General features: G+C 57.6%; 21 protein-coding genes. 9 read left to right on the forward strand and 12 right to left on the reverse strand.

What is annotated here, in order from left to right; genetic code table 11:
- Positions 1 to 104 precede the first annotated feature (104 nt).
- Positions 105 to 1,271, forward strand: a complete 1,167-nt coding sequence (locus tag P0O24_RS06800) for a redox-regulated ATPase YchF (RefSeq protein WP_316968989.1) — start codon at positions 105 to 107, stop codon at positions 1,269 to 1,271.
- A gap of 112 nt (positions 1,272 to 1,383) precedes the next feature.
- On the opposite strand, the gene P0O24_RS06805 is transcribed toward P0O24_RS06800, so the two are convergent.
- Complete coding sequence (locus tag P0O24_RS06805; RefSeq protein WP_316968990.1) at positions 1,384 to 2,412, reverse strand: hypothetical protein; 1,029 nt, start codon at positions 2,410 to 2,412, stop codon at positions 1,384 to 1,386.
- Positions 2,396 to 4,555, reverse strand: a complete 2,160-nt coding sequence (locus P0O24_RS06810; RefSeq protein WP_316968991.1) for a DUF1156 domain-containing protein — start codon at positions 4,553 to 4,555, stop codon at positions 2,396 to 2,398. The genes P0O24_RS06805 and P0O24_RS06810 overlap by 17 nt, the downstream gene beginning before the upstream one ends.
- A 552-nt stretch (positions 4,556 to 5,107) precedes the next feature.
- Here P0O24_RS06810 and P0O24_RS06815 point away from each other — a divergent pair.
- Positions 5,108 to 5,641 (forward strand): flavodoxin family protein, encoded by a 534-nt coding sequence (locus tag P0O24_RS06815; protein ID WP_316969011.1) that lies wholly within the window; start codon positions 5,108 to 5,110, stop codon positions 5,639 to 5,641.
- Positions 5,642 to 6,101: 460 nt separating this feature from the next.
- Positions 6,102 to 6,440, forward strand: a complete 339-nt coding sequence (locus P0O24_RS06820) for a hypothetical protein (protein WP_316968992.1) — start codon at positions 6,102 to 6,104, stop codon at positions 6,438 to 6,440.
- Between the two features lie 90 nt (positions 6,441 to 6,530).
- On the opposite strand, the gene P0O24_RS06825 is transcribed toward P0O24_RS06820, so the two are convergent.
- The 4 genes from P0O24_RS06825 to rqcH form a co-directional block, all read right to left on the reverse strand.
- Entirely contained in the window at positions 6,531 to 8,426 is a 1,896-nt protein-coding gene (locus P0O24_RS06825; RefSeq protein WP_316968993.1) for a GNAT family N-acetyltransferase, read from the reverse strand.
- Between the two features lie 43 nt (positions 8,427 to 8,469).
- Positions 8,470 to 10,116: a thermosome subunit alpha gene (gene thsA, locus P0O24_RS06830; protein ID WP_316968994.1), complete on the reverse strand. Its 1,647-nt coding sequence runs from the start codon at positions 10,114 to 10,116 to the stop codon at positions 8,470 to 8,472.
- Positions 10,117 to 10,549: 433 nt separating this feature from the next.
- The gene (locus tag P0O24_RS06835) at positions 10,550 to 10,798 is read right to left on the reverse strand and encodes a hypothetical protein (protein ID WP_316968995.1); all 249 of its coding nucleotides are present in this window, start codon (positions 10,796 to 10,798) and stop codon (positions 10,550 to 10,552) included.
- Positions 10,799 to 11,330: 532 nt separating this feature from the next.
- Entirely contained in the window at positions 11,331 to 13,319 is a 1,989-nt protein-coding gene (gene rqcH / locus P0O24_RS06840) for a ribosome rescue protein RqcH (protein WP_316968996.1), read from the reverse strand.
- 52 nt (positions 13,320 to 13,371) lie between these two features.
- Here rqcH and P0O24_RS06845 point away from each other — a divergent pair, with 52 nt between their 5' ends.
- From P0O24_RS06845 to P0O24_RS06860, 4 genes are all read left to right on the forward strand, one after another.
- Positions 13,372 to 13,836, forward strand: coding sequence for a Mut7-C RNAse domain-containing protein (locus P0O24_RS06845; protein ID WP_316968997.1), 465 nt, complete (start codon positions 13,372 to 13,374; stop codon positions 13,834 to 13,836).
- 55 nt (positions 13,837 to 13,891) lie between these two features.
- Entirely contained in the window at positions 13,892 to 14,149 is a 258-nt protein-coding gene (locus P0O24_RS06850) for a hypothetical protein (protein WP_316968998.1), read from the forward strand.
- A gap of 103 nt (positions 14,150 to 14,252) precedes the next feature.
- Positions 14,253 to 15,194, forward strand: a complete 942-nt coding sequence (locus tag P0O24_RS06855) for a class I SAM-dependent methyltransferase (protein ID WP_316968999.1) — start codon at positions 14,253 to 14,255, stop codon at positions 15,192 to 15,194.
- A gap of 236 nt (positions 15,195 to 15,430) precedes the next feature.
- A complete protein-coding gene (locus tag P0O24_RS06860; protein WP_316969000.1) occupies positions 15,431 to 18,130 on the forward strand; it encodes a cation-translocating P-type ATPase in 2,700 nt (899 codons plus the stop codon).
- 82 nt (positions 18,131 to 18,212) lie between these two features.
- Here P0O24_RS06860 and P0O24_RS06865 read toward each other — a convergent pair whose 3' ends face one another.
- Together P0O24_RS06865 and P0O24_RS06870 are read right to left on the reverse strand one after the other, a co-directional pair.
- Positions 18,213 to 18,647, reverse strand: a complete 435-nt coding sequence (locus tag P0O24_RS06865; protein ID WP_316969001.1) for a UPF0146 family protein — start codon at positions 18,645 to 18,647, stop codon at positions 18,213 to 18,215.
- A gap of 9 nt (positions 18,648 to 18,656) precedes the next feature.
- Complete coding sequence (locus P0O24_RS06870) at positions 18,657 to 19,436, reverse strand: sulfide-dependent adenosine diphosphate thiazole synthase (protein WP_316969002.1); 780 nt, start codon at positions 19,434 to 19,436, stop codon at positions 18,657 to 18,659.
- A gap of 173 nt (positions 19,437 to 19,609) precedes the next feature.
- On the opposite strand from P0O24_RS06870, the gene P0O24_RS06875 reads away from it, so the two are divergent.
- Positions 19,610 to 20,653 (forward strand): cell division protein FtsZ, encoded by a 1,044-nt coding sequence (locus P0O24_RS06875; RefSeq protein ID WP_316969003.1) that lies wholly within the window; start codon positions 19,610 to 19,612, stop codon positions 20,651 to 20,653.
- Here P0O24_RS06875 and P0O24_RS06880 read toward each other — a convergent pair.
- A complete protein-coding gene (locus P0O24_RS06880; RefSeq protein ID WP_316969004.1) occupies positions 20,648 to 21,919 on the reverse strand; it encodes a UbiD family decarboxylase in 1,272 nt (423 codons plus the stop codon). The genes P0O24_RS06875 and P0O24_RS06880 overlap by 6 nt on opposite strands.
- A 40-nt stretch (positions 21,920 to 21,959) precedes the next feature.
- The gene (locus P0O24_RS06885; protein ID WP_316969005.1) at positions 21,960 to 22,667 is read right to left on the reverse strand and encodes a DUF1614 domain-containing protein; all 708 of its coding nucleotides are present in this window, start codon (positions 22,665 to 22,667) and stop codon (positions 21,960 to 21,962) included.
- 146 nt (positions 22,668 to 22,813) lie between these two features.
- Between P0O24_RS06885 and P0O24_RS06890 the strand changes: the two genes are divergently transcribed.
- Entirely contained in the window at positions 22,814 to 23,641 is an 828-nt protein-coding gene (locus P0O24_RS06890; protein ID WP_316969006.1) for an Mrp/NBP35 family ATP-binding protein, read from the forward strand.
- A gap of 80 nt (positions 23,642 to 23,721) precedes the next feature.
- Here the strand turns inward: P0O24_RS06890 and P0O24_RS06895 are convergent, their stop codons facing one another.
- Both P0O24_RS06895 and P0O24_RS06900 read right to left on the reverse strand, forming a co-directional pair.
- Entirely contained in the window at positions 23,722 to 23,997 is a 276-nt protein-coding gene (locus tag P0O24_RS06895) for a hypothetical protein (protein WP_316969007.1), read from the reverse strand.
- A 192-nt stretch (positions 23,998 to 24,189) separates the two neighbouring features.
- Entirely contained in the window at positions 24,190 to 25,272 is a 1,083-nt protein-coding gene (locus tag P0O24_RS06900) for a mechanosensitive ion channel family protein (RefSeq protein WP_316969008.1), read from the reverse strand.
- Positions 25,273 to 25,486 lie beyond the last annotated feature (214 nt).

Genomic DNA, 25,486 nt, shown 5'->3' on the forward strand with positions numbered 1-25,486 from the left:
ACTGCGGCCGATAGATAAGCAGCATCGAGCAGATTCGATTGCAGATTCGATTGCGGATTCGATAGCAGCAGATAACCAGGTCCGATATACCAGGAGGCGATCCGATGTTGTCAGTGGGGCTTGCGGGAAAGCCCAACGCCGGGAAGTCCACCTTCTTCAAGGCGGCTACCCTCGCAGAGGTGGAGATAGCAAACTACCCCTTCACCACCATCGATGCGAACCACGGGGTCTCGTACGTCCGGGTCCCCTGCCCCTGCCGGGAGCTCGCGACGAGCTGCGGCAGGTGCCGGGACGGGACGAGGTACGTCCCCGTGGAGCTGATCGACGTGGCGGGGCTCGTCCCCGACGCCCACCTGGGTAAGGGCCTCGGTAACGAGTTTCTCGACAGCCTCCGGGTGGCGGAGGCCGTCATCCACGTCCTGGACGCCTCCGGCTCCGCCGACGCCGAAGGTAACCCCGTAGGCGTAGGAAACCACGACCCGATGACGGATGTCGAGTTTCTCAAGCGCGAGATCGGGATGTGGCTCTTCGGCATCTTAAACCGCAACTGGGAGAGGCTGATGAGGCGGGTCCGGGCCGAGGGGGTCAAGATCGAGCCGCTGATCACCGAGCAGCTGGCGGGGGCCGGGGTCGCAGACCACCACGTCCGGTGGGCCCTCGCGACGATGAAGAGCGACCCGACGAAATGGGGAGACGACGACATGAAGCGGTTCGCGGGGCTGCTGCGGGACGCCAGCAAGCCGATGATCATCGCCGCGAACAAGGTGGACGTCGCGCCCCCCGAGTTCGTCGCCCGCCTGAAGGCTCTAGACGAGATCGTCGTTCCCACCAGCGCCGCCGCCGAGGTCGCATTGAGGATGGCGGACAAAACCGGCGCGATAAAGTACCGACCGGGCGACCCAGACTTCGAGATGGTAAAGGACCTCTCCGGCCCCCAGAAGGCGGGGCTGGAGAAGATCCGGGGGATCCTCAAGGCGACCGGCGGGACCGGGGTCCAGGAGTGCCTCGACCGGGCGGTCTTCGAGCTTCTCGAATACATACCCGTCTTCCCGGTGGAGGACGAGGGGAAGTGGACGGACAGAAACGGGGTCGTCCTCCCGGACGCCTACCTGATGAAGAAGGGCTCGACGACGAAAGACCTTGCCTACCGGATCCACACCGACATCGGGGACAGCTTCCTCTTCGCCCTGGACGGGCGGTCCAAGAGGAGGCTGGGGGAGAAGCACGAGCTGAAGGCGGGGGACGTGATAAAGATAGTGTCGACGAAGTGAGGGGGGGGACGACAACTGAAAGCGTGAGAATAGAGCGCTAGGAGCAAACCTTGGCAAAGATCCTTGTGGACTAGCAGATCTAAGAAAAGTGGATGGTTTTTTGATTAGGTAACTATTTTATAGCAAATTCTTTTAGACGTGAAAACTCAACGAGATTGCTTAGCGTTTTAAATGTGAATACTTTTCCTCTTGTTGCAAGAAGCATTTTTTTAACATCTTCCCTCCGAACGCCAAAGCCACGTCCGTCGATGCATGCTATTACCTCGTATTTTGGCACTCCATTAGTTTGACCCGCCATGCTTAATTCGCTGAGGTGCTGGATACGCGTTACCTTGTCTCTTGCTGTTCCATCGTCTTCAGTAATTTTAGCTTCAATAATAATTTGGGGATTGTATTCGCTTGGTATTATGAAGTCTGGAGCTTGATCGAAACCAGGTATACGCTCTGCTCTCTTAGTCTTACGATAGCTTATCTTGTAACTTGTAAGGACATCCTCAATAGCTGATTCAAGGGTATCTCCAACTAATTCGCTAACGGAGTCACGGTGGGATGCAAAAGGTCTACCCAAAAACCTTTCATAAAGTAGCATCGCATATGGAGCACCTATTGTCGAAAGCAATTGGACTCCATCTAAGCCTTGCCGAGTATCAGCTTTATCAAGGCGATGAAGGTTTTTATTGCCAACATAGGTAACTTCTTCGCTAAGTAACTGACATGCAACTCTAATCATTGCGTCAAGCCTTGATTTTAAGACACCGTTGGGACTCAAGACATTAAAAGGATTCATTCGTATCTTCCGATCAAGACTTCTGGCAAACCCCTGATCGACTTTAATACCTGTTCTCTGTGTGGTAATATATGCCCATTCGGGAGGAGTAAAACCTAATATAGAGCGTAAGACGATGATTGAGATCGGAATTTTAAATAATGTGGGTGATATTTTATCTTCAGAAAACTCTGTAAATCCGTTAGTTGCTTGTTTAAGTTCTTCATATCCCCTTTCGAAAATAGGATATTCGATAAATCCATTACCTTTTGGCATCACGAGAAACTGAGATTGCAGGGATGTGCATATAGAGGATACAAAAAGCTCAGGATTTTCTTCAATCTCTTCCCAGCTTGCTTTAAAAGAATGTTTCATACTTGATCCCCTTATTTAACGTAACTTTTTTTATTTTTTTCTCTAATATAGCCAAAAAACCGTTCTCATCGATCCATCTCTTTATAGCAGCTAATTTTTCGTTTATAGAACAACTGTTATCCCAATAATCACTCATATAATAAGTAGCTAGACGCGTGAGGTGACCATAGGTTAAGCATCGGATATCTCCCTCAGTCAGTCTCATCGCATATTTCAAGTTATTCATGTCATCTTCTATATAATTTGCTATTTCTTCAGTAGATATAGTATCAGAATTAGATTTAATCGGCATGAACTCTTTAGAACGGCAAACGAAAATAGTATCAATTGTTGAAGATTTTGTACCTTTGATATGAATTGATGCCCCCATTTCAGCGGGACAGGGTATCGAAGCGGTACATACAAAACCTGAGTCGAGAATTGCCACAGCTATGGGGAAATACGCATCTAACTTATTATGATGATACGTGAATACTAGTGGTGATCCGAATTTCAAAGCTTTGGCCATATGCTGAAACACCATTGATAATCCTCCAGTGAACTCTTCAAGTCCACGGTTCATATTTGTATTCTTTGTAAGTTCCTCAAAATTTCGTGTGGTGTGTTTGTTAAATTCTGGATTACTATCTTTAACTAATTTTCTTAGCCAAACATAGCAGAAGTCCATCAACTCCGCATATTGTACATTACCGTAGTACGGAGGATCGGTGAGTACAGCATCCAGACTAGAAGCAGGCAACTCTTCATATATCGCATTTTTGCAATAAATTTCTACACTCCTTTTTTCATGCGGAAAGTCGTCGTTAGCATCTCCGATCCACTCGCCTGTAGTATATATAAACTTTTTTCGTTTTCCAGAAACTGAAACTTCGAAGGGAGATTCGCAAAATGACTTTGCCTTTATAAACTTATCAATTATGTTGGACCAACCTCCACTTCCTATGCTCATTTTTCCATTGGGGATGCCGAGTAGGTTGGACTCGCATTGAATAAGCCCAACAGGATATCCATGTATCGAGAATATATCCAAGGATTTAAGTGCCATAGTATCATAACGACAAAGCATATTTTGATATCGTAATAGATCAGACAAATTTGTAGCTAATGCATATTTTATTTTTTCATTCGGTTGTGTATTAATTATTTGACAACTCAATTCGAGACCGAGTAGCTGTCGATAGTTGAACATCTCACTATAATGTCGATAACCCCACCTATGGAGTCGATCGGTTTCATCACCTGAAGGGATTTTATCTTCTGGTACAAAAATTGGTTCCATATCATTAAAAATAATTATGGCTTCATTGTATCTATGGAGATCCATCGAATCCGGTTTTTTAAAGAAACGGCCTTTATGCCTCGATTTGCATATTGGACAATTATATTCAATAGCAAACATTCTATGTTTTGGTGGACCTTGATCCATATTAGGAAATTTATTATCAATTCCACAGCTAGGACAAATACAATGATTGCGTTTTGCGGGTCCCTGCAGGAGTAATTTTGACCCACAGGACATACATTTATCTAGTTTCTTAAGGTCTGCCGCCTCTGTAAATTCTCCACAAATACTACACACTATAACATTCCTAGGATGACGTTTATTTTTGGATATTAGATAGCCAGGAAACAGATCAAATGTCTTACCACAATTTTTGCAGACTTGGTATTTAATCCATAAAAAATATTTTGCATCGGCTTTTTCATAACCACATATATTGCACCTGGTATGATAGAGGTAGCCTATTTTTTCCTCAAGTTTATTTCTAAGTTTATTTGCTTCTTCTTTGTATACATTTAGATCCAAAGTTTCAATTTCTTGCTTGACAATCCAATATGCCATGGGATTTATATCGTATCCGATTACGTCACATCCAAGTCTATTTGCTTCTAACAGTGGCGTACCACCTCCCATAAAGGGATCTGCGATGCGAATGCCGTTTAATTTGTTCCCCCTGTAAAACGTTTCTTTGAGCGATAATCCGTTGCTAAACTCCGAGAGAAGAATCGCACGAAACAGTGTCCCTGGTCTTCTTGCAAACCATTTATGAACAGCAATGATCGGGCGATAATTCTGCTGGATTTGCTTCTCGCTCAGTGCGAGAGCTGCAACAAATGGTATATCAAACTCTTTTTCGATCATACGTCCTTTTCCACTCCCGAAATAATATTGTTTTTATTATTAATCTGGTCTTTCCCATTTGGCTCATGCTCATAATCTCTAAATGGGACACGTTAAGATGTCATATCGCTATGGTATTTAGCCCTTTACAATTTGCCCTAACAAAGGCTCTCCCCCGATGACTGATATCTCGCTATCTGGTAAATGGAGGTTAAAGTCTCGATGCGCTGTCTGTCCTTCCTCCCGATCGTGAGGGACTGATAGATCCTCCACGCTAGGTACCTTGCGGCCGAGCTATCCTGTCACCCTCCCGCCGCGGCCAGCCCCTCCGCCTTCGTCGTCGACCCCTCCGCCGCCTCTTCTCGCCCGCCCGCGATCCCCGCGCCTCCTCCGTCAGCCACCCCTCGTAATCCCCGCCCCCACGATCGCGGAGGCGCCCATTTTTGCCGGTCGGCGCCATATTTACTATTTTTGAGCAATAGTTATTATTAAATATCATACCGTTAAAGACATCAGAATCGACTCTTAGCGCGATTAGATCATGGGAGGGATTAAGCCACGAAAGCTATAGGAATCGTAGGAAGTCCCCGGAAGGGCGGCAACGTCGACAGGCTCGTCCAGGAGGTCTTGGATGGGGCCGAAGAGGCGGGCTTCCAGACTGAAAAGTACATCCTCAACGAGATGAACTACTCCGGCTGCCAGGGGTGCAACTACTGCAAGAGCGCCGAAGTGTGCAAGCTCGATGACGACCTCTCGGGCCTCCTGGAGGATATAAGGGAGGCGGACGCCGTCGTCTTCGGCTCGCCGATATACTTCTACCTTTTTTCCGGCCAGTTCAAGCTGATGGAGGACCGGATGTACTCCTTCATAGACCCGCAGTTCAAATCTCGCCTTGCGCCGGGAAAGAAGGCGGTCATCGTCACCAGTCAGGGCAATCCAGACCTTTCGGCCTTCGAGAAGGCCGCCGACGACTTCGCCGAGGTTCTCCGGTTTCTGGGGTTTGAGATGGCCGGGATCATACGGATGGTGGACGGGGGCTCGCCGGACGCCGTCCTGGAGAGGAAAGATCTCCTCGATCAGGCTAGGTCGGTCGGATCGTCACTTTGAACCGGCGGGTAGGGCTCGAAAAAAAGGGATGGACCGGGGGCGGTCGGTGGGGGCGCGGGGGGGCGGCGGGTGACCGGTCGAGGATGGCGGTTGCTGGATGGCGGAAGACGGTTGGACGTGGACGGTGGACGGTGGCGAGGGGTCAGTCTCGGGCGGACGGCGCCGCCCGCCCGGCAACCATCCCCGCCTCAGCGGATGGCGTTCAGTCGGAGGAGGGCGCCCCCGGGGGCGCCGAGATCGCGGCGGGTGATCCCTGCCGCCACCATGATGGCGACGTTCATCATGGCGGTGGCGGCCTCGATTGGGCCCGGTCCCGGTCTCTGTCCCGTTTTCTGTTCATTCAGCTGCTCCAGACCTGGGGGAGGGGGGCTGCGGCCCCCTCGCCGATCCCAGAGATCACCCCTTCACCATCTCAAAAATACGATCATCTTTATGATTATGCAGATCCGACGGATTCAATATGTCAATTTCGAAGATAATCGGCCGCGAGGGTCGCCTGATATGGGACGATCTTCCCGTATCCCTGAAATACTGGATGATAGAGCAGGAGAGACCGGACGGCGGAGAAGAGAGCTGGCACGGCAGAGCGATCATCTCTCAGACGGACCTTCGTGCCATGATGGAGGTGCAGGCGAAGTCCAGGCCCATCCCGATAAACGAGCCGATCTTCGCAGAATTTCATAAGGGAAAAGAGGTCTACCGGGGAGAGATCCTGACATCCTCAACTCCCGATCCCGTAGACTCCAATCCTCTGATCGATTTTCGAGGCGTCGGCAGGCTTGAGCAAAAAGACCGGTGATCCTCAATCCTCGATCCTCGGCCTCTGTCCCGAGCCGATCTTTTCGCGGATGAGGAGACGATGAGAAGAGGAGACGATGAGAAGAGGAGGCTAACCCTCAAGATCTCTGAACTTCATCCGCATCTCATAGACCCCGTCTTCGCTCCTCTTCTCGGTATCGAACCCCATCTTTTTAAAGAGGTTCAGCATCGGCTCGTTCTCGACCAGGACCTCGGCGGTAAATCCCAGTAGCCCCCGCCCCCGGGCCAGACGGGTGAGATAAGTGAGGAGGTCGTGGCCTACGCCCATATTCTGGTACTCGTCCTTCACCACAAGGGCGACCTCGCCGTTATGCATCTTATCATTTATCTCATACTGTCCGATCGCGGCGATGGTCTCTCTGCTATCACCCTCGACCACAGCCAGGATCATCATGCGGTTGGCATAATCGACTATCCCGAACTCCTGCAGCCGCTCATGAGGCATGTCCATTCTGACGGACATGAACCTGCGGTACATGCTGTCATTGGAGAGATCATAGAAGAAATCTTTCATCAATGGCTCGTCCCCGATCTTGACGGGCCGCAGGATGACCTTGAGCCCGGTCCTCGTCGTCCTGAACGTCTCCAGAGCTGCCGGGTATACGCCATTCACCCCGGGGACGAAGGCCTGATCTTTGTAGATGAGGAGGCGCTTCTTCGCCTCTTCGATGAGCTGAGGCCTGAACTTGGGATGGGCGATGGCGATCAGATCCATGGCCCGTTCCCTGATATTCTTGCCGTGAAGATACGCTATCCCGTACTCGGTCACACAATAGTGGACATCCCCTCGGGTCAGCGTCACGCCCGTCCCCTCCTGGAGAGACGGCACTATCCTGGAGATGGTGTCGTTGACGGCCGTCGATGGGAGGGCCAGGATGCTCTTGCCTCCCGGCGCAAGGGCGGCGCCCCTCATGAAATCCGCCTGCCCCCCGACGCCGAAGTAGAAGGTCCCGGCGAGGGATTCCGCGGTGACCTGGCCGGTCAGATCTATCTCCATGGCGCTGTTGATGGCGGTCATCAACTTGTTCTTCGCGATGATCAACGGGCTGTTCACATAATCGATCGTCTTGAACTCGATCGTTGGATTCTCATCCAGAAACTCGTAGCTCTCCTTCTTGCCCATGCAATAGGAGGCCACAGTCTTGCCGGTGTCGATGGACTTCAAAGTGTTATCAACGACACCCTTCTTCATCAGATCGATGATACCGTCGCTCAAGAGCTCGGTGTGCACCCCAAGATGCTTCTTCTCATCCAGGTATGAGACGACGGCGTTGGGTATGATGCCGTATCCGACCTGTAATGTGGACCCATCCTCAACTATCCGGGCGACATACTTTCCTATCGATCTGATGATCTGCCCCGGATCTTCTACCTCGTACTCCAGCAACGGTTCATCCCGATGGATGATGAAATCCACATCTTTTATATTTATGAATCCGTCACCCTGAGTCCGGGGCATATGAGAGTTGATCTGGGCGACGATCAATGACGCCTTCTGGGCGGCGGCCTTTACGATATCCACGCTTATACCCAGGCTCATATAGCCGTGCTTATCGGGAGGAGACGTCTGTATTAATGCTACGTCTATCGGTATAATCTCCCTTCTGATCAGACCGGGAACGGCGGAAAGAGATACCGGCGTGTAGTCTGCAGCTCCCCGGTTGATCGCGTTTCGCGTCCCTTCGCTGATGAAGAAAGAGTCGATCCGGAAGTTATCCCGGAACTTTTCGTCTATGTAGGGGGCGGTTCCCAGGGTCCAGACGTGAATGAGCTCGATGCCGAAAAAGGCTTTGGGGTTTTTGCTGACAAAGTCCACCAGCGCCTGAACCAGGTGCTGGGGTTCGCCGCAGCCGGTGCCTATGAAGATCTTGTCGCCAGCGTGTATATGGCTGAATATCTCTTCTTCTGGCGCGAACTTCTCCGGCCAGCTCTCCTTTAAGAACTCTAACAGATCGCTTCTATCCATTTCCCTGCTTTCCTTCTTTGTTGAGGAAGATGGGGGCTGGGACTTACTCGAAGTCCTCTGCGCCCATACCGCCCATGCCACCCATGCCGCCGGGCATTTCTCCCATCCCTCCTGGCCCAGATTTGGAGGCTATGACGTCATCGATCCGGAGGATCATGACAGCGGCCTCGGTCGCTGAGTTGATCGCCTGGGTCTTGACTCTGATCGGCTCGACGACCCCCTCTTTTAGCATATCGACCGCCTCGCCGGTCTCCATCTTCAGGCCTGCGTTCTTCATCCCTGTCTCGTGGGCGCTGCGCAGCGCCATGAGAGAATCGATCTGGTCCAGACCGGCGTTCTCGGCCAGGGTCTTGGGGATGATCTCCATCGCATCGGCGAAGGACTCGATCGCCAGCTGCTCGCGCCCTCCTACGGTGGACGCGTACGCCCGCAGCCGGATAGCCAGATCCACCTCGGGAGAGCCGCCCCCGGGAACGAGCAATTTATCCTCCAAAACGACGCCCACAACCCGCAGCGCGTCCTCCATCGCCCGGTCCAGCTCATCGACGACGTGCTCAGTTCCACCTCGCAAGATGATGGATACGGACTTGGGGTTCTCGCAATCTTCGACGAAGGTCATCTTCTCGTCGCTGACCTTCCTCTCCTCGACGAGCCCCGCCCTCCCAAGGTCGCCTTTCTCGATGTCGTGGATGCTGGTGATGACCCTTCCGCCCGTGGCCCGGGCGAGCTTCTCCATGTCGCTCTTCTTTACGCGGCGGACGGTGTAGATCCCGGCCTTGGCCAGGAAGTGCTGGGCGAGATCGTCTATCCCCTTCTGGACGAAGAGGACGTTGGCTCCGGAGGCGACGATCTTATCGACCATCCCCCTGAGCGCCGTCTCTTCCTGGTCCAGGAACGCCTGGAGCTGGTTTGGTGAGGTGATCTGAATCTTGGCATCGACCTGCGTCTTCTCGATCTCCACGGCTGCGTTGAGGAGGGCGATCCTGGCGTCGGTGACCGACTTGGGCATGCTGGGGTGGAGCCTCTCTTTATCGATGACCACTCCCCTCACAAGCAGTGAGTCAGTAATGCCGCCGCCGACCTTCTTCTCCACGGTAATATTGTCGATATCGACGGTCCCGTCTTCGTCCACGACCGACCTGACCGCCTCGACAGCCATCACCGCCAACTCATGACGGGCTGATTGAGAGCCTTTGCCGGTCATCGCCGTTATGGCGATCTTTCTGAGAAGATCCTCATCTTCCTCGGAGACGGTTACAGCTAGACTCTTGAGAATTTCCATGGACCTTTCGGCCGCCGCTCTGTAGCCTGCGGCGATCACCGTTGGATGGATCTCCTGTTCCAGCAACCCTTCAGCTTGCTTGAGCAGCTCTCCTGCCAGCACAACGGCGGTGGTGGTGCCGTCCCCCACTTCCTGATCCTGGGTTTTGGCGATCTCCACCATCATCTTGGCCGCGGGATGCTCGATGTCCATCTCTTTGAGGATGGTTACGCCGTCGTTGGTGATCACCACATCTCCCAGGGTGTCCACCAGCATTTTGTCCATCCCCTTGGGGCCTAGAGTAGTCCTCACAGCGCCAGCAACCGCCTTGGCAGCCATGATATTCGACCTCTGTGCGTCTCTACCGGCGGTCCGCCGGCTCCCTTCTCTGAGAATGTATATGGGTGTGCCACTGAATTGTCCAGCCATGAATTGCCTCGATTACAATACCAATTTAGGAACTAATGATTGTTTGAACTTCTATATAAACTAAATCCATGAATTCGGCGAATCCCGTTAAAATGATGGCAAAAGTCCCGAGGAAGCCTCCCAAGATCTATCAGGCGTTGAAGAACGGGAACGGGATCGCGACTATGGTGGTCCTCGAATTTGGCTCTGGTGATGTGACCGACCATCGGAATGGCCGCTTCGATTATGGTTCCGAAGCTTGCCTGCTCGCTTATTCCCATTTGCGAACCCCGCGAACAACTCTCGTTATGGCAGACTTCATCAAGGCAAATTGCGGCGGTGCAACCTGCAGCAGAGCTGCTGGGCGTTCGATAATATAAGGATGATTTCAATTATCTTAAAAATTTGATATGCGGGGGACGGGGTGGGCGGAACCAATCCCCGCCACACCGCTTCAATAGATGGCGTTCTGATAGAGGAGGACGCCCCAGAGGGCGCCGAGGGCTCCGATCGCCGCCGCCGACCGCCGCAGCCCCAGATCGTAGTAGGTGATCCCCACCGCCACCATGATCCCGACGTTCATCATGGCGGTGGCGGGCTCGATCGCTCCGGTCCTGTTCACAAAGCCGCTCCAAACCTGGGGGAGGAGGGCGAAGACCCCCATCACCGATCCCAGGGTCAATATCAGGTCATGCCGCTTCAACGCCGTAATCTTCCTTTCGACTCCAAAGCTGCTTTCTTTTCAGCTTGTTTGCCTTCATATCGGGGAGACAAACTTTTTGTCCGATCATTCAGTTTTTATCTGTATCCCCACATCTATATGTCGGCCGGATATCTTTTTCTGCCTCTATTCTCTGGCGAATATGGTCATTTGATTGAATTGACGATATACCGCCTCTGAACAATCCCATCACAGTTCGAATTGAGATTGAAAGTCTCTCAGCTCGATGTGCTGTAATTATACCGAGATAAATCTTTTGATCGGCGATAGTATCCGGCATATACGATTATATTTGTTTGATTTTCTATTATCAGATTTATTTGTGTATCTGAACCGAATTTTTCGGGATTAATCGATTATCAGACGGTTTATACGGATCTTATATCCATTCAGACCGGAAAAAATGATTTATAACTGAAAAAAAGCCGGCATAAAGGGTATATAAAAATCCAGAACCCCTAAAAACCCTGATATTGGTGGCGACGACCCCTCGTCTCCCCCATCCCCGGGAGGATCACCCCTTCACCTTCGACCCCCCAGGGGGGAGGAAGCTCGCGATGGCGTCGACGGAGGCTACGGCCTTGAGCCACCTCCTGTCATCCTCTTTTTCGGCGAAGGACCGATAGATCCTCTTCGCCAGATCCTCGGGGCTGAGTTCCCCGGGCTCCACCTCGACGATCGGATCGGCCCTCGGCTTCACCGCCGAGATGGGGCCACCGATGAGCTGGTCGCCGGCTATGCCCAAAGCGACGCCGACGGGGACGTCCCGGAAGTACTGCCTCTCGCCCCGGACGACGAAGGCCCCCTTCTTCAGAAACTCGCCGGGCTCTGGGGTCTTGGTCACCTGATCGGCATTGACGAGGTAGCAGTCACCTTCAAAGAGCCCCGCCTTCCAGAGGCTGGAGTAGCTGACGGCGAACGAGGCCGCCTCCTCCAGGGTCTCCTCGGGGACCCCTTCCCCCAGCGTCTTGATGACGACCAGGGGCGCCCCCGGCGCGTCGGTGTGGAGGGCAAGGTCCCGCTTTTCGAGGTACTTGGCGTAGATCTCCTCGTTGCTGGAGGCATCCCTCCCGCCGATGACGAGGAATCCGTCCGACGAGGTGAACCAGCGGAACCTCTCGTACCACTTCGGCTTCTTCCGCCGGAATACCTTCCTCGTCTTCACCTTCTCGGGTCCTGCCTTCCTCTCGATGAGCCGGATCGTCTCCTCCAGGGCCTTCTCCGCCCCCTCCCTCTTCCTAGCCTGCTCCTTCGCCCGGTCGTAGTACCTCTGGGCGTTCTGGGGGACGGTGAGCTTTGAGTTCAGCTCCAGCTCGGCACCTCTCGCCTCTCCTTCCCCTCCGGCATTGGCCGCCTCTCCGCCCCCGTCCCCGGGGTCGTCTAGGCGGAGGAGGAGCTCGCCCTGGTAGTCGAGGGCGAGGATCTTCTCGGCTATGGGAAGGCCGGAGGTCTTTATCTTCGCCAGGATCTCGGAGTAGGTGTACCCCTTCTCGAAGCCTTTGGATATCGCGGCGAGGACCGCCTCCACCTCGCCATACCTCTCGTAGATCTTCTCGCCGAGGCGGGCCAACTCCCGCTCCTTATCCCGGAACTCCTGGATCGATCGCTCCTGCATCTCCCGTCTTCGTTCCAGGGCGGTCTTCGGCTTCACCCCCTCGGCCTTTGCCTCCTCGATGGCGAAGAACTCGTCGAGGGCTTCGCTGAAGCTTCCAAACTCCCGACGGTCTAGGCCGCCGTAGACGGCGAGGGGGGCGGGGACGGCGTCGACGACCCCGCCTTCGTCGAGGACGAGGTGGGGGTCGGTCTGGACGAGGCCGAAGATCTCTCCGAGGGCCCGGTGGACCCGGTCGATCTCCTCCCCGGTCAGGCTGTGAGCCGGCTCCGTCTTGTTGAGGCCGGCCCGTAGGCAGACCTCCTCGGCGTAGGTCCCCCCCATATTCAGACCCCGGACGAGGGTCCTCACCAGCTCCGAGTCGGAGGAGGCGAGGATGAAGGCGAGGTCGTTCTTCGAGACGGTCCGGGGGTCGAGCTGGTCCTCCCGGTACTGGTACTTCTCCCCCGCCAGGAGCTTTCTGTCCCTGAAGGCCAGCGGTCGCAGCGGCAGGACGATCCTCCCATAGTCGTCGAGGAGGAGGATGTTCCCCTTGGGGAAGATCTCGGCGATGAGGAGGTATCGATCGTCGCCCCGCTGGATCTCGATCTCCGCCACCCGGTCGAAGCCGTGCTGGCGGACGGCCGTCACCCGCCCTCCGGAAAGGCGGCTTCGGAGCATCGTCGGAAACTGGGGCGGCATCTTCGGCGCCTCCCTCGGCTTCTCGGTTAGGTGGATCCTTCTTCCGGCCTCCAGGATGAGGTCGAGCTTCCCCCGCCCCGAAGACTGGAAGGAGACGACGACCCTGTCGGGGGCGAGCTGGTAGGCCTTTCCGATGAACGCCCCCACGAGCTTCTCCTGCAGCTCCTCGACGACCGCCGCCACGTCCACGTTGCTCATCGCCTTCTTCATAATGATCGAAAAAGGGCGATGGAGAGATAAATAGTTGCGGACGAGATGGGGGATGATGGCGAAAGTCGGCCGATTTATAGCAGACGAGATGCTGATCCGGCTCGCCCGGTGGCTGAGGATGGCGGGCCAGGACGTCTCTCGCTCCCCGGAGGGGGCCGGCGACTCCGACCTCATCGAGGTCGCCCTGAAGGAGGAGAGGACCCTCCTCACCAGGGACCGGGTCCTGTCACAAAGGTGCGAGAAGGCGGGGGCCGGCTGCCTCCTGATAAGGTCCTCTGACCTCGACGCGCAGCTCTCCGAGTTTTCGGCTGCAGGATTCTCTTTGGAGCCGCACCCGGAGAGGTGCACCCTCTGCAACGGACCCCTTGAAGAGGCGGTGGGGCCAGAGAAGGCCGACGATGCCGCCGGTTCTGAAGAGGGATCGATCCATTGGAGGTGCCAGAGGTGCGGAAAGATCTACTGGCGGGGTTCCCACTGGCGGGGGATCCGGGAGAGGTTGGAGGGGAAGAGGGGCTGATCTTCCTCCAATGGATCTGTTGCGGGCCGTCCCTTCGCTACTATCAGGTCAAAAAATGAATAAGAGTTGTCAGGGTCAGAAGGATACGGTGACCGCGGACGTCGTCGTCTTCGGCCATACCCATTTTGCCAGCTCCTACATCGGCGGGTCGGGCAAAGAGAAGCTCTTCATAAATTCCGGGTCCTGGGTGGGCGAGGACGAGGTGATAGACGGGTTGGACCGCTACTCCAACACCTTCATCTACATCGACGAGGCGCAAGCCCACATCCTCAGATGGAACGATGGCGAGGTCGAGTCCGTCGAAACTCTCTGACCCCGCGGCTCTGGCATCCGGTCCAAAGATCCCGGATGCCGCCCGGTGAACGATGGCGACCCGATCGGCTGCTATTTATTCGGGAAAGCTCATCTCCACGGCCATGTTCGAAGAGATCGGTGCCGTCCGAAATCACGCAGACCCTGAATCCCTACAACACCTCGCCCTCTTCAAAGACAGCATCAGCGAAATATTGCTCATCGAGGGCCTGTACCCTTCGGATTACTTCAGGGCCGAATATTCTCACTATATCGTCGTCCACACCCCCCTGGATATCAAGGATTCGGAGCAGAACAACGAATGGTCCCACCGCTTCTCCAGCCGCTGCGGCGTCTCCATCGTCGAGAGGATCGGGGGCTGGGGCGGGAAAGGGAGCGGGTGCGGTAGCAGGTGCGGTAGCGGTAGCGGTTACGAAGACGGGGACCGGGACGGCCCGATATACGTCAGGGGCCTTATGGCGGCGAGAGGGTCGAAGGTCTATGCGATCCTTCCCTACACCCACATCCATCTCGCCGCCTCGAAGGGGGCGAGCTTTCCCGAGCTTCGGCCCGTCTCCACCAGGAACCGGATCTGGCCAGAGATCCTGCCGGAGATAGGAGGCGATAAGATCCTCGACGTCGGATGCGGTTTTGGCAGGCTCACCCTCGACGTCGCCGAAAATAACCCAGATTCGCAGGTCTTCGGGATAGACGTCTACGAATCCCTGACGGCCCAGGCGCGGATGAACGCCGAGGCCCTCGGCATAAGAAACGCCGATTTCAGGACCGCCAGCGTCTACGCCCTCCCCTTCGAAGACGGCTCCTTTGAGATGGTTTATTCCTTCTTCATGCTCCACCACCTCGAGGATATCCCGATGGGGCTCTCGCAGATCCGGCGGGTCCTGGCAAGCGGGGGTCGATACCTGGCCGCAGAGCCCCTCGGCCATCACCACGGCCCGAACTACTCGGGGGGCGATTGGCTGCGGATCTTCGAGGAGGCGGGATTTTCTGCGGAGGTGGAAGAGAGGGAGGGAGCGGTGATCATTCGAGCACGTAAGGACGAATAAGAATATCGAGAAGTGATCTTTGTCGAATGCGGGATATTTTCATCACCAATCGGTCCGGGAGGGCGGGCGGCGCCGGACGGGGGGGGGCGATCCTTGCAGCCGTGATCGTCTCAGCCGACGTCGAGATGTGACTAGCAGTAAGATACATCAAAAGGGAGCGGAACGGTCGGGATTTGGCGCCCGGGTGAAGGGAAGATATATCTTCGCACAAAAAAGAATTCATCACAGACCTAACTATGAGAGAAGATCCCATGACCGACCCCTGGCACACCCTGACCGTCGACGAGACCCTGGAACGGCTCAGCTCCAGCAGAGAGGGCCTCTCCTCCGATGAGGCCGCGCAGAGGCTCTCCGAGCATGGCGCAAACCAGCTCGAAGAGTTCTACAAGCCCTCGAAGCTCAGGTTATTCCTGCGCCAGTTCGAGAACTACCTGATCATAGTCCTCATCTTCGCCGCGGCGGTATCGTGGATCGCGGGGGAGACGACGAACGCCTACGCCATCTTCGGGATCATCTTATTCATCTCCATCATCGGCTTCTTCCAGGAGTACAGGGCGGAGCGGGCGATGGACGCCCTCCGGGAGATGGTGGCCCCGGAGGCGAACGTGCTGCGGTCCGGGAAGATGACCCGGATCCCCGTCGGGGACCTCGTCCCCGGGGACGTGGTATACCTGGAGGCGGGAGACAAGGTCCCCGCCGACGGTCGGGTGATCGAGGAGACTTCCCTCCAGGTCGTTGAGTCGTCCCTCACCGGCGAGTCGGTACCGGAAGATAAGTCTGTGGAGGCGGTGGCCGAAGAGGCCCCCCTCGCCGACCGGACGGACATGGTCTACATGGGGACGATCGTCGTCTACGGCAACTGCATGGCCGCCGTCACGGCGACGGGGACGAGGACAGAGCTCGGCCGGATCTCGGGGCTCGTCCAGAGGAAGCCCGAGGACCCGCCGATAAAGATCAAGTTCCAGCATCTGGCAAAGCAGCTCGCCGTCGTCGTCCTCGCCGCCTGCGCCATCATCTTCGCCGTGGAGGTGAACCGGGGCGCTCCGGTTCTGGAGACTCTGATCATCGCTACCGCTCTGGCCGTCGCCGCCATCCCCACGGCCCTCCCCTTCATCACGACGATCACCCTCGCCTACGGGACCCAGATCATGGCGGGGAAGAACGCCATCATCCGCCGCCTCCCCGCCGTCGAAACCCTCGGCTCGACGACGGTGATCTGCACCGACAAGACCGGGACCCTCACCCGGGGGGAGATGATGGTCCGGAAGATCTGGACGACCCGGGGGGTGGAGGTGACCGGGACCGGCTACGACCCCGCCGGCTCCTTCCTCCAGGAGGGCGAAGAACTGAATCCCAAGGAGGATAAACACCTCTGCGCCCTCCTCGTCGCCGGAGCCCTCGCCAACAACTCCAGGCTCGAGGAGGGGCCCGACGGCTGGCAGGTGATCGGAGACCCCACCGAGGGGGCGCTGATCGTCGCCGCCTCGAAGGGGGACCTCCTCGACTACGTCGAGGGGTGGTACCTCGAGGAGGTGGTGGAGTTTCCCTTCGACTCGGAGATGAGGAGGATGACCACCGTCCATCGATCCCCCGACGGGCTCGCCGTCTCGATGAAGGGGGCCCCCGAGACGGTCCTCGCCTTCTGCGCCCGGATCATGCGGGACGGCTCCGAGGATCCGATCACCTCCGAGGACCGCCTGATCGCCTCGAAGGCCGCCGACGAGATGGCGGGCCGCGGCCTGCGGATCCTCGCCCTGGCGGGAAAGGAGATGGCTCCTGGCGAGCCCCTCGACCGGGAGGCCGTCGAGTTGGATCTGACCTTCCTCGGCCTCGTCGGGATGATGGACCCGCCCCGGGAGGAGGCGAAGGAGGCGATCAAGGTCTGCGAGGCGGCCGGGATCAGGCCGGTGATGATCACCGGCGACCACAAGCTCACCGCCTCCGCCATCGGCCGGGAGCTGGGCATCTTGAATGAGGGCGGCCGGGTCCTGGAGGGGACGCAGCTGGACGAGATGACCCCAGAAGAGCTCGCCGAGGTTATCGAGGAGGTCTCGATCTTCTCCAGGACGACGGCGGAGCAGAAGGTGAGGATCGTCGAAGCCCTCCGCAAAAAGGGGCACATCGTCGCCATGACCGGCGACGGGGTCAACGACGGACCCGCCCTTCGTACAGCAGACATCGGGATCTCCATGGGAAAGACCGGTACGGAGGTCTCCAAGGAGGCCTCGGATATGGTCATCGCCGACGACAACTTCGCCACCATCGTGGCGGCGGTGGAAGAGGGCAGGAGGATCTACTCCAACATCAGGAAAGCCTCATCCTACCTGCTATCCTGCAACTTCGCCGAGGTGATGACGATATTCATCGGCGTCATGCTGGGCCTGCCCGTCCCCCTCATCGCCCTCCAGATCCTCTGGATCAACATCGTCACCGACGAGTTTCCGGCCATAGGCCTCGGCGTCGAGCCGGCCCATTCAGACCTGATGAAAAATAAGCCCAGAGACCCGAGGGAGCCGATCCTGACCAGGGGGCTCTTCCTCTACACCCTGGGGATATCAACGGTCATCTTCATCGGGACCCTCGGGCTTTATGCCAACGCCCTCCGGGGCGGCGCCCCCCTCGAGGAGGCGAGGACGACGGCATTCGCATCCCTGGTGATCTTCGAGATCTACAACGCCTACAACAGCCGATCCCTCCAGACCTCCTTCTTCAAGATGGACCCGAGGACGAACGGAAAGCTGATATTGGGGCTTGCCGCGTCCCTCGGAGCCCTTCTCCTGGCGATATACCACCCCTTCATGCAGAGGCTCTTCGAGACCACCCCCCTCGATGCCGAGAGCTGGGCTGCCATCGTCATCGCGGCCTCGGCGGTGGTGGTGGTGGCGGAGATCTTCAAGTGGATGGAGCTTCCTGAGAGGAGCGACCGCACCGACTGAGGTCCCGGGCCCTGTCATAGAGGTGGGGTACCTGAGGTCGTCGGGAGGAGAAGGGGGAGGAAGTTGGGGCGGGTAGAGGGCGTTATAGAGGAGGAGAAGAGGCCCGGGGGGAGGGGGAGAATAGGTAGAACCTCGCCTCGCGAAAGTTTACGAGGGTCCGGCGAAATCCCGGGATCGCAGCCACCTCTTCGGCCAGGGGCCTTACGATCACCTCGGCCCCGATCCCTCGGGCCACCCTCCCTGCGGCGAGCTGCATCTCCAGGGGCGGCCTTATGGAGTAGAGGAGGGAGGCGCCCCGGTAAAAGTCCAGGCGCGGAGAGAATATGTCGTCTGCAACGACGGCGAGGCCTCCGACGGTCCGGGCCGTTTTATCGGTGGCGACGACCTCCAGTTGAGGGATGAGGAGGAGGGCGACCTCGGGGGCGGCGCCCATCCCCACCTCCACCACCTTCCCCGAGTACCGGGCGAGGATGAACCGGGCGAGGTCGGCCCCGCCCCTGATATACTGATCTGACATCTCTCGACTTTACAGCCCCAGCTTCTCCAGGGCGATCATCGCCGCCTTCTCCCCCGATAGGAGCATCCCGCCGAAGATGGGTCCCATCCGAGGGCCTCCGGCGACGGCCGTCGCCGCCATCCCCGCGGCTATAAGCCCTGGATAGACCTCCTGGGTCACCTCGACGACGGTCTTCTCTCCGACGTCGGCCCACATCGGCTTCTCGCCGACGACCCCGAGAGATCCAACCTTCGCCCCCGGGATCTTCCTCTGGACGACGTTGCAGACGTTGGCGTCGTGGCCTGTCCCGTCGATGACGACCTTCGCCCTGATCGATAGGGGGTCGACGTGAAGCCTCGTCCTCTCCACTGCCTCCCAGTTGATGACGAGGCCTGCGATCCTCTCGTCCTCCCGGATCATGACGTCCTCGACGGTGACGAGGTTGATGATCTCGGCACCGGCGTCGACGACCCCCGCCGTAAGCTTCGCCACCGTCTCGATGGAGCTTGCTATGTAGTAGCCCTCCTCGTACTCCCGGTACCAGACCCCGAACTCGTCAAGGATCCTGCACCCCTCCTTCTGGACGACGATCCGGGGAAACATCATCCCGCCACCCCAGATCCCCCCGCCTACGGCGAGGTTCCTCTCGAAGACCACCGTCTTGGCGTCCGCCTCGGCGAGCTTCTTTGCTGCCACCAGGTTTGCGGGGCCCGCCCCCACCAGGGCCACGTCCACGTCGGTGTACTTCAAAAAGGACTCCATGTAGGACTCGACTATCGCCTTTGTGATCGTAACTTCATCAAGCGCCATGAAAGGGGCGATTGGTCCGATCGGTGATAAAGATATCCTTCTTGGAAATTCTTATCTACCATCCCCCCATCCTCTACCCCTGGCGGAGATCTTCATAAAGGGGGACCGGGCTTTGAAGGCCGAGAAGTTTTCCAGGGTGGATCAGCCCCCCGTTCTGGACGGGGGTGGAAGGGATGGCGTTTGAGCCGGGAGGAGCTTTCCGGTCCGAGGAGATATGCTACTCGTACGATGGCGAGGAGTTCTCCAACCCCAGGATCCTGGTGGTGGGGTGCGAAGATGCAGGGTGCCGTATGGCGGCGAGGCTCGCAAACCTTGGGGTCACCGGCGCCGACATCTTGACGGCGAAGGTCGACAGGAGCCGGATCGACGGGATCGGGGCCGGAAAGAAGATCCTCGTCGGGGAATCCGTCGTTGGCGGTGGTGGTGCCGGAGTTGGCTCCGATACCATACCGACGGCGGCCCGTGGACCACGCCCTACGATCGAGGTGGCTCTCAGAGACGCAGACCTCGTCTTCGTCGTCGCGGACCTCGGGGGCGGTACCCGGACCGGGACGCATACCGCCCGCGCCGTATGCCGGATGGCAAAAGACCTGGGAAAGATGGCTGTGGCGATCTTCACCCTCTCTCCCAGATCGGGTGGAGGTGGTGGCAGCAGGTCGCCTTTCTCCCCCTTGGATATCGACGGTCTGACGAAGGCCGCCAACATCCTCATCCTCCTGGATATCGAGAGGGTCTTTGAGATGGCGCCGGGCCTCTCGACGGATCAGGCCATCTCGGTGATGGATCAGGTGGCGGCAGAGATCGTCAAGGGTATCGCCGAGACGGTGACGAAGACCTCTCTCATAAACCTCGACTACGCCGACTTAAAGACGATCATCTCCTCCGGGGGCCTATCGGCGGCGCTGGTGGGGGAGTCCGATTCGGCTGCGGCGGCGGAGGAGATCGTCCAATCGGCGTTGAGGTCGCCGATGGCGGACGTGGATATGAGAGGAGCCACGGGGTGCCTCCTCCACATAACGGGAGGAAGCGACCTCTCTCTCAAGAAGGTGGCGTCGGTAGCCTCCGCCCTAACCGGTGAGATGGGTCCGGGGGCGAACGTCATATGGGGGGCGAGGGTGAAGGAGGGGTTCGAAGGGAAGATGCGGGTCATCGCCATAATGACCGGGGTGGGGCTTTCTGCCCGATCCTGCCTCCGGGAGGCCCGTCGGGATTCATGACCTCCGGGGCGGCGTCTCTGTCCTGATCCTGAGGAACTTCTCCTCCTCTCCCAGGGTCATGGTGGCGTCGATCCCCACCTTCGTGGTGATCCCGTCAACGGACCGCGGATCGAGGGTGCTCCCCCGGACGTTGGGGCGGATGACGATGTCCTCGTCCCCCTTCACCCTGGTGGAGACGGCGTACTCCAGGTCCTGGAGGTTGTAGACGTCGATGTCTTCGTCGACGACGATGACGTGCTTCAAGCTCTTATGAGCCTCGAAGGCGGCGTCGATCACGTTTATCGGGTCGGCCTCGCCCCTCTTTTTGATCTGGACGACGGCGTGGAGGTAGGAGCACCCCCCCTCTGTCAGGAGGACGTTTCTGACATCGGCGACCGAGGACGCCGCCCTGAATATCAGCGGCTCGTAGGGGACGCCCATCAGCATCTTGTGTTCGCCCCCCGATGGGAGGAGGGCGTGATAGATGGGAACCTCCCTCGTCATCATCTTCGTCAGGTGGATCACCGGCTCCATCCTCGGAAAATCTCGGGTTGCTGTGATGTCGACGAAGGGCCCCTCCTTTGCCCTCTCGCCGTCGATGTACCCCTCCAGGACGATCTCGGCGTGGGGGACGCAGACGCCGTTATCGAGGGCGACTAGCTCCACGGGGTCTTTGGATAGGGCGCTGGCGTACTGAAACTCCATCCCTGGAGGGACCCGAGTGCTGGCGGCGATGAGGACGACGGGGTCGATACCGATGACGATCCCCACCGGGAGCCTTCCGCCCTCGGCGACCGCCTCCTGGAGGAGGTTGTAGGTATGCCTTCCAGAAACGACCCGTGCTACGAGCTTGTCCTTCCCCAGGACCATCATCCTGTGGACGGAGGCGTTCGTCTTCTCGCCGAAGGAGGAGACTACGATCCCTGAGGTGATGTAAGGGCCCCCGTCCCCTTTGAAGTGGGTGAGGATGGGCAGGCTCGTGAGGTCTGGCTCTCCGACGACCTCCATGAAGGAGGAGGAGTCCACCTCCCGGATCCAGCCGCCTCCCATATCGATCTTTGCGAGGTATCTCGTCATATCCTCTTTCGAGGTCGATAAAGCCCTGGCCAGAAGCTCCCGGGTCCCGAGGACGTTGATGCAGCACTTCTTGCCGTCGACGTTGTTGTAGAGGATGGGGCCGGCCCCGACGGAGAGGGCCGCAGCCTCCAGCACCGGCGAGACGGGACGGTCCACCTCCTCCAGAAGGCCGGCCTCCTGGAGGCCGTGGAGGAAACCTCTGAAGCTCATGGGAGAGGAGATGCCACCCGTCGATAAAGACCTTTCCTTCTCAGACGATGAGGACTGCTATCGCTCCCGTCAAGAATATGCCGTCGAAGGTCCCTGCGCCCCCGATGCTCGCCACCGGGGCGCCGAGGTCACAGATCCGGCGGAGGTTGAGGATGTCGGCTCCGATGAGAGTCCCCAGGACCCCCCCGACGTAGGCTGTTACGAACCGGCATTCGGGGATGGGGCAAAAGGCGGTGGTGAGGAGGACGGCGGATAGGGCCGCGGCCAGGGGCGGTATGAAGAGAGGGGTGGCGATCCCCAGTCCCCTTATCGGCCTCGCCACGCTGAACGCCACCAGGGCGACGATGAACGTCCCCGCGAGGGCCGTGCTGGCGAACGATGGGTATGTTATGAGGAGGTAAGCCGATACGAAGATCGGGATCAGGGCGCCTCCGACGTTCACCGCCACCGTCGTCTCGTTCTTGACCGTCTTCACCACAGGCACCCGATAGACGATCCCGAAGGACTTGACGAGGCTATCCTTCACCACAGGAACCTTTGACTCGACGGTGAAGAGGGGGAGGTTCATCCCGGCTCCGATGAGGGAGGCGGCCAGGAGGAGGAGGGCGTCGGACCAGGAGAAGCCCATCTTGGTGAAGGCGGTGCCGAGGGCTCCGAAGAAGAGGAGGGCGACGATCGCCCAGACGACGGCGGCGAGAAGGAGGATCGCCAGGATCCCGAAGGGGAGGTAGACCATCCTGGGGTTCATGAGATCTGATCGATTCTCATGAAGTATAACCCTTCATCCCCCGAGACGGACCTTCCTGCGAAAGAGTGGCCAAAGGAAAAGGCTGATCTAACTTCAGATGGTATATGGGCCGAGAAGATCTCAAAACCGAGTCGTATGGAGCGGATATGATGACAGAACCTGAAGAAAACCGGATCAAGCACAGCATAATGGTGATGAGCGGCAAAGGCGGCGTCGGAAAGACGACGGTCGCCGTCAATTTGGGCCTCGGCCTCGCCCTCCGCGGCAAGAAGGTGGGGATCCTGGACGCCGACATCACGGGGCCGAACGTCCCCAAGATGCTTAAGATAGAAGACGAGGTCCTGACGGGCGAGGATGACCGGACGATCCGTCCCGTGGAGATCCCCGTGGGGGCAGACGGGGAGTTGAGGGTTATCTCCATGGCCTTCATCATCGGAAAGGAGAGCCCCGTAGTCTGGAGGGGGCCGCTGAAGACCCAGATGCTCAAGCAGTTCATAGAGAAGGTGGCCTGGGGTGACCTCGACTACATGCTCATCGACCTGCCTCCCGGGACCGGCGATGAGCCCCTCAGCATCGCTCAGCTCCTCCGCCCCGACGGGACGGTCGTCGTCACCACCCCTCAGGATCTGGCCCTCCTCGATGCCAGGAGGGCGATCGATATGTCCAGGTCCCTGGGGGTTCCGGTACTGGGGATCGTCGAGAACATGAGCGGCTTCTCCTGCCCCAGGTGCGGCGGAGCCATCGACCTCTTCAAGGTCGGCGGGGGGGAGAGGGCGGCCGAGGAGCTACAAGTCCCGTTCCTCGGAAAGATCGAGATCGATCCCGCCATCTGCGAGAGCGGCGACAGCGGCAGACCCTTTATCCTCTCCGTCCAGTCGAAGAACTCAGAGCCCTTCGACGGGATGGCGAGAAGGATCATGGTCCACTACGAAAGCGGCGATCGAGATTCATGGCCGAAAGACAGGCTCTCATAAATGGATGATCCAGAAAAAAAGAGGGGGGCAGGGTGGAAAAGCCGTCGGTCTGCGGGACCATTCTGACCTTTTCTGTGAGGTCACCACTTCCCCGACCTGATGATGTTCAGGTTCTCGACGACCTTCGCTCCCGCCTCCTGGCTGAGTTTGTACTTCTGAGATATGGCCAGCGCCCTGGCGATCTCGTTCTGCTCGTCGGAGCCGGTCCGTTGGGTCACCAATACGTCTGCAGCAGCGTACCCCTTCTCCAGAAGGGTCTTTTTGACCTCCTGGAGGAGGGCCTCGTCCATGCATAGCGGTCCGGTCCCGATCTCCTCGACGACCTTATCCATCTTCTCCATCTCTTTTGTCTTCACTCTCAAACCTCCTCGATACGTCCAACGGGATCGTCGCCCTCATGCCTTCGGCATTCGCTTCAAGCCCGGCGACTGCGACGATTATAATGAGGACCGACAAACTTAAGAAATTTTCGCCAATATAGTGGGCAAGGACGGCAGGAAAAGCAAATATGGGCTTGGTGGTGGGGTGGGGGCCGCTCCCACCGGCCATCATCCGGCACGATCGCGCCTTTCATCATGCAGATCTTCGGGGTTCTGTATTATGAGGTTTCTGTAGGGGTAGGGTATCTCGATCCCCTCTTTGTCGAACCTCTTTTTGATCGCCTCCCTGATCTCGCAGCCGGTGGTGAAGGCGACGTCTCTCTTGGGGACGTCGACGCTCAGCCGCAGGTTGACGGCGAAGTCCCCCAGATCCGTCACCCTCACAGTTATCTCGTGGTTCTTGAGGACGAGAGGGTGGCGCTTTGCAACGTCCAGCATGATATCTCTCGCCTTGTCTATATCTGCGGAGTAGGCGATCCCGACGTTTATGGGCCATGTGATCACAGGGTCTGTTATGGACCAGTTGACTATCGGCTGGTTTCCCATGATGCTGTTGGGGACGAAGATCCTCCGGCCGTCCCAGGTTTTGATGGTGGTGTGCCTCAGGGTCAGATCCTCCACCTGGCAGTAGTCGTCGTTGAAGTTGACGTAGTCGCCTACCCTGAAGGGTTGGAAGACCGCGAGGAAGATTCCGGAGATGACGTTTGCGAGGGAGTCTTTGGCCGCAAAGCCGATGGCAAGACCTGCGACCCCCGCACCGGCCAGGAGGGTTACCGCAAGCCTGCTCAGGGGCGGTATCTGATATATTACCATTATAAAGCCGGCGATGTAGATGGCGGCGACGAGAAGCCTCCGGATTATCGTCCTGAAGGTCATCTCCGTCTCGGCGTCGATGCCGGCCTTGCCGCCGGCGGTCACCTTGGGGATCTGGACGGTGAGGGCTCTGTCCACCATCTTGGCGACGAGACGGGTCAGGATCAGGATGACCACCACCGTCGCGATGGTGGTGATGATGGAGACGAGGTCGATCCCCAGGGTCGAGTTGAGATGATCGACCGCCGAGATGATCGTCGACGAGGCACCGTCTCCCGTGAGCTGGGAGGGCAGTTGCGAAGATAGCTGGGGGGGGAGGTCCCCCGATAGGTCGGATCCGTTCGCAGCGGGGTCCATGACCTCCAGGCCCGGGTCGCTGGGGGCGGTGTAATAGTAGAATGCGTCCTCCTCCGCGGATACGATCTCGTCCTCGTCCATTGAGCTTGGATGGTGGCTGCTAGGGTTTATTAAGGGTTCGCTGAAGGCATCCAAAAAGATATTCAGCTTCTGGGCCCCATTTATAGAGGCGGGGTGCAGGGGTAGAGAAAACTCCGGTCTTCGGGCCGGGGATGAATCGTACCCCGCCTTAAGCTATGAATCTTTAAATACCATAGCAGCATAAGTGAGTATAATGCTTAAAGCCTTCAAATAT

Source organism: Candidatus Methanocrinis alkalitolerans (genome assembly GCF_029167205.1).
GTDB classification, from domain to species: domain Archaea; phylum Halobacteriota; class Methanosarcinia; order Methanotrichales; family Methanotrichaceae; genus Methanocrinis; species Methanocrinis alkalitolerans.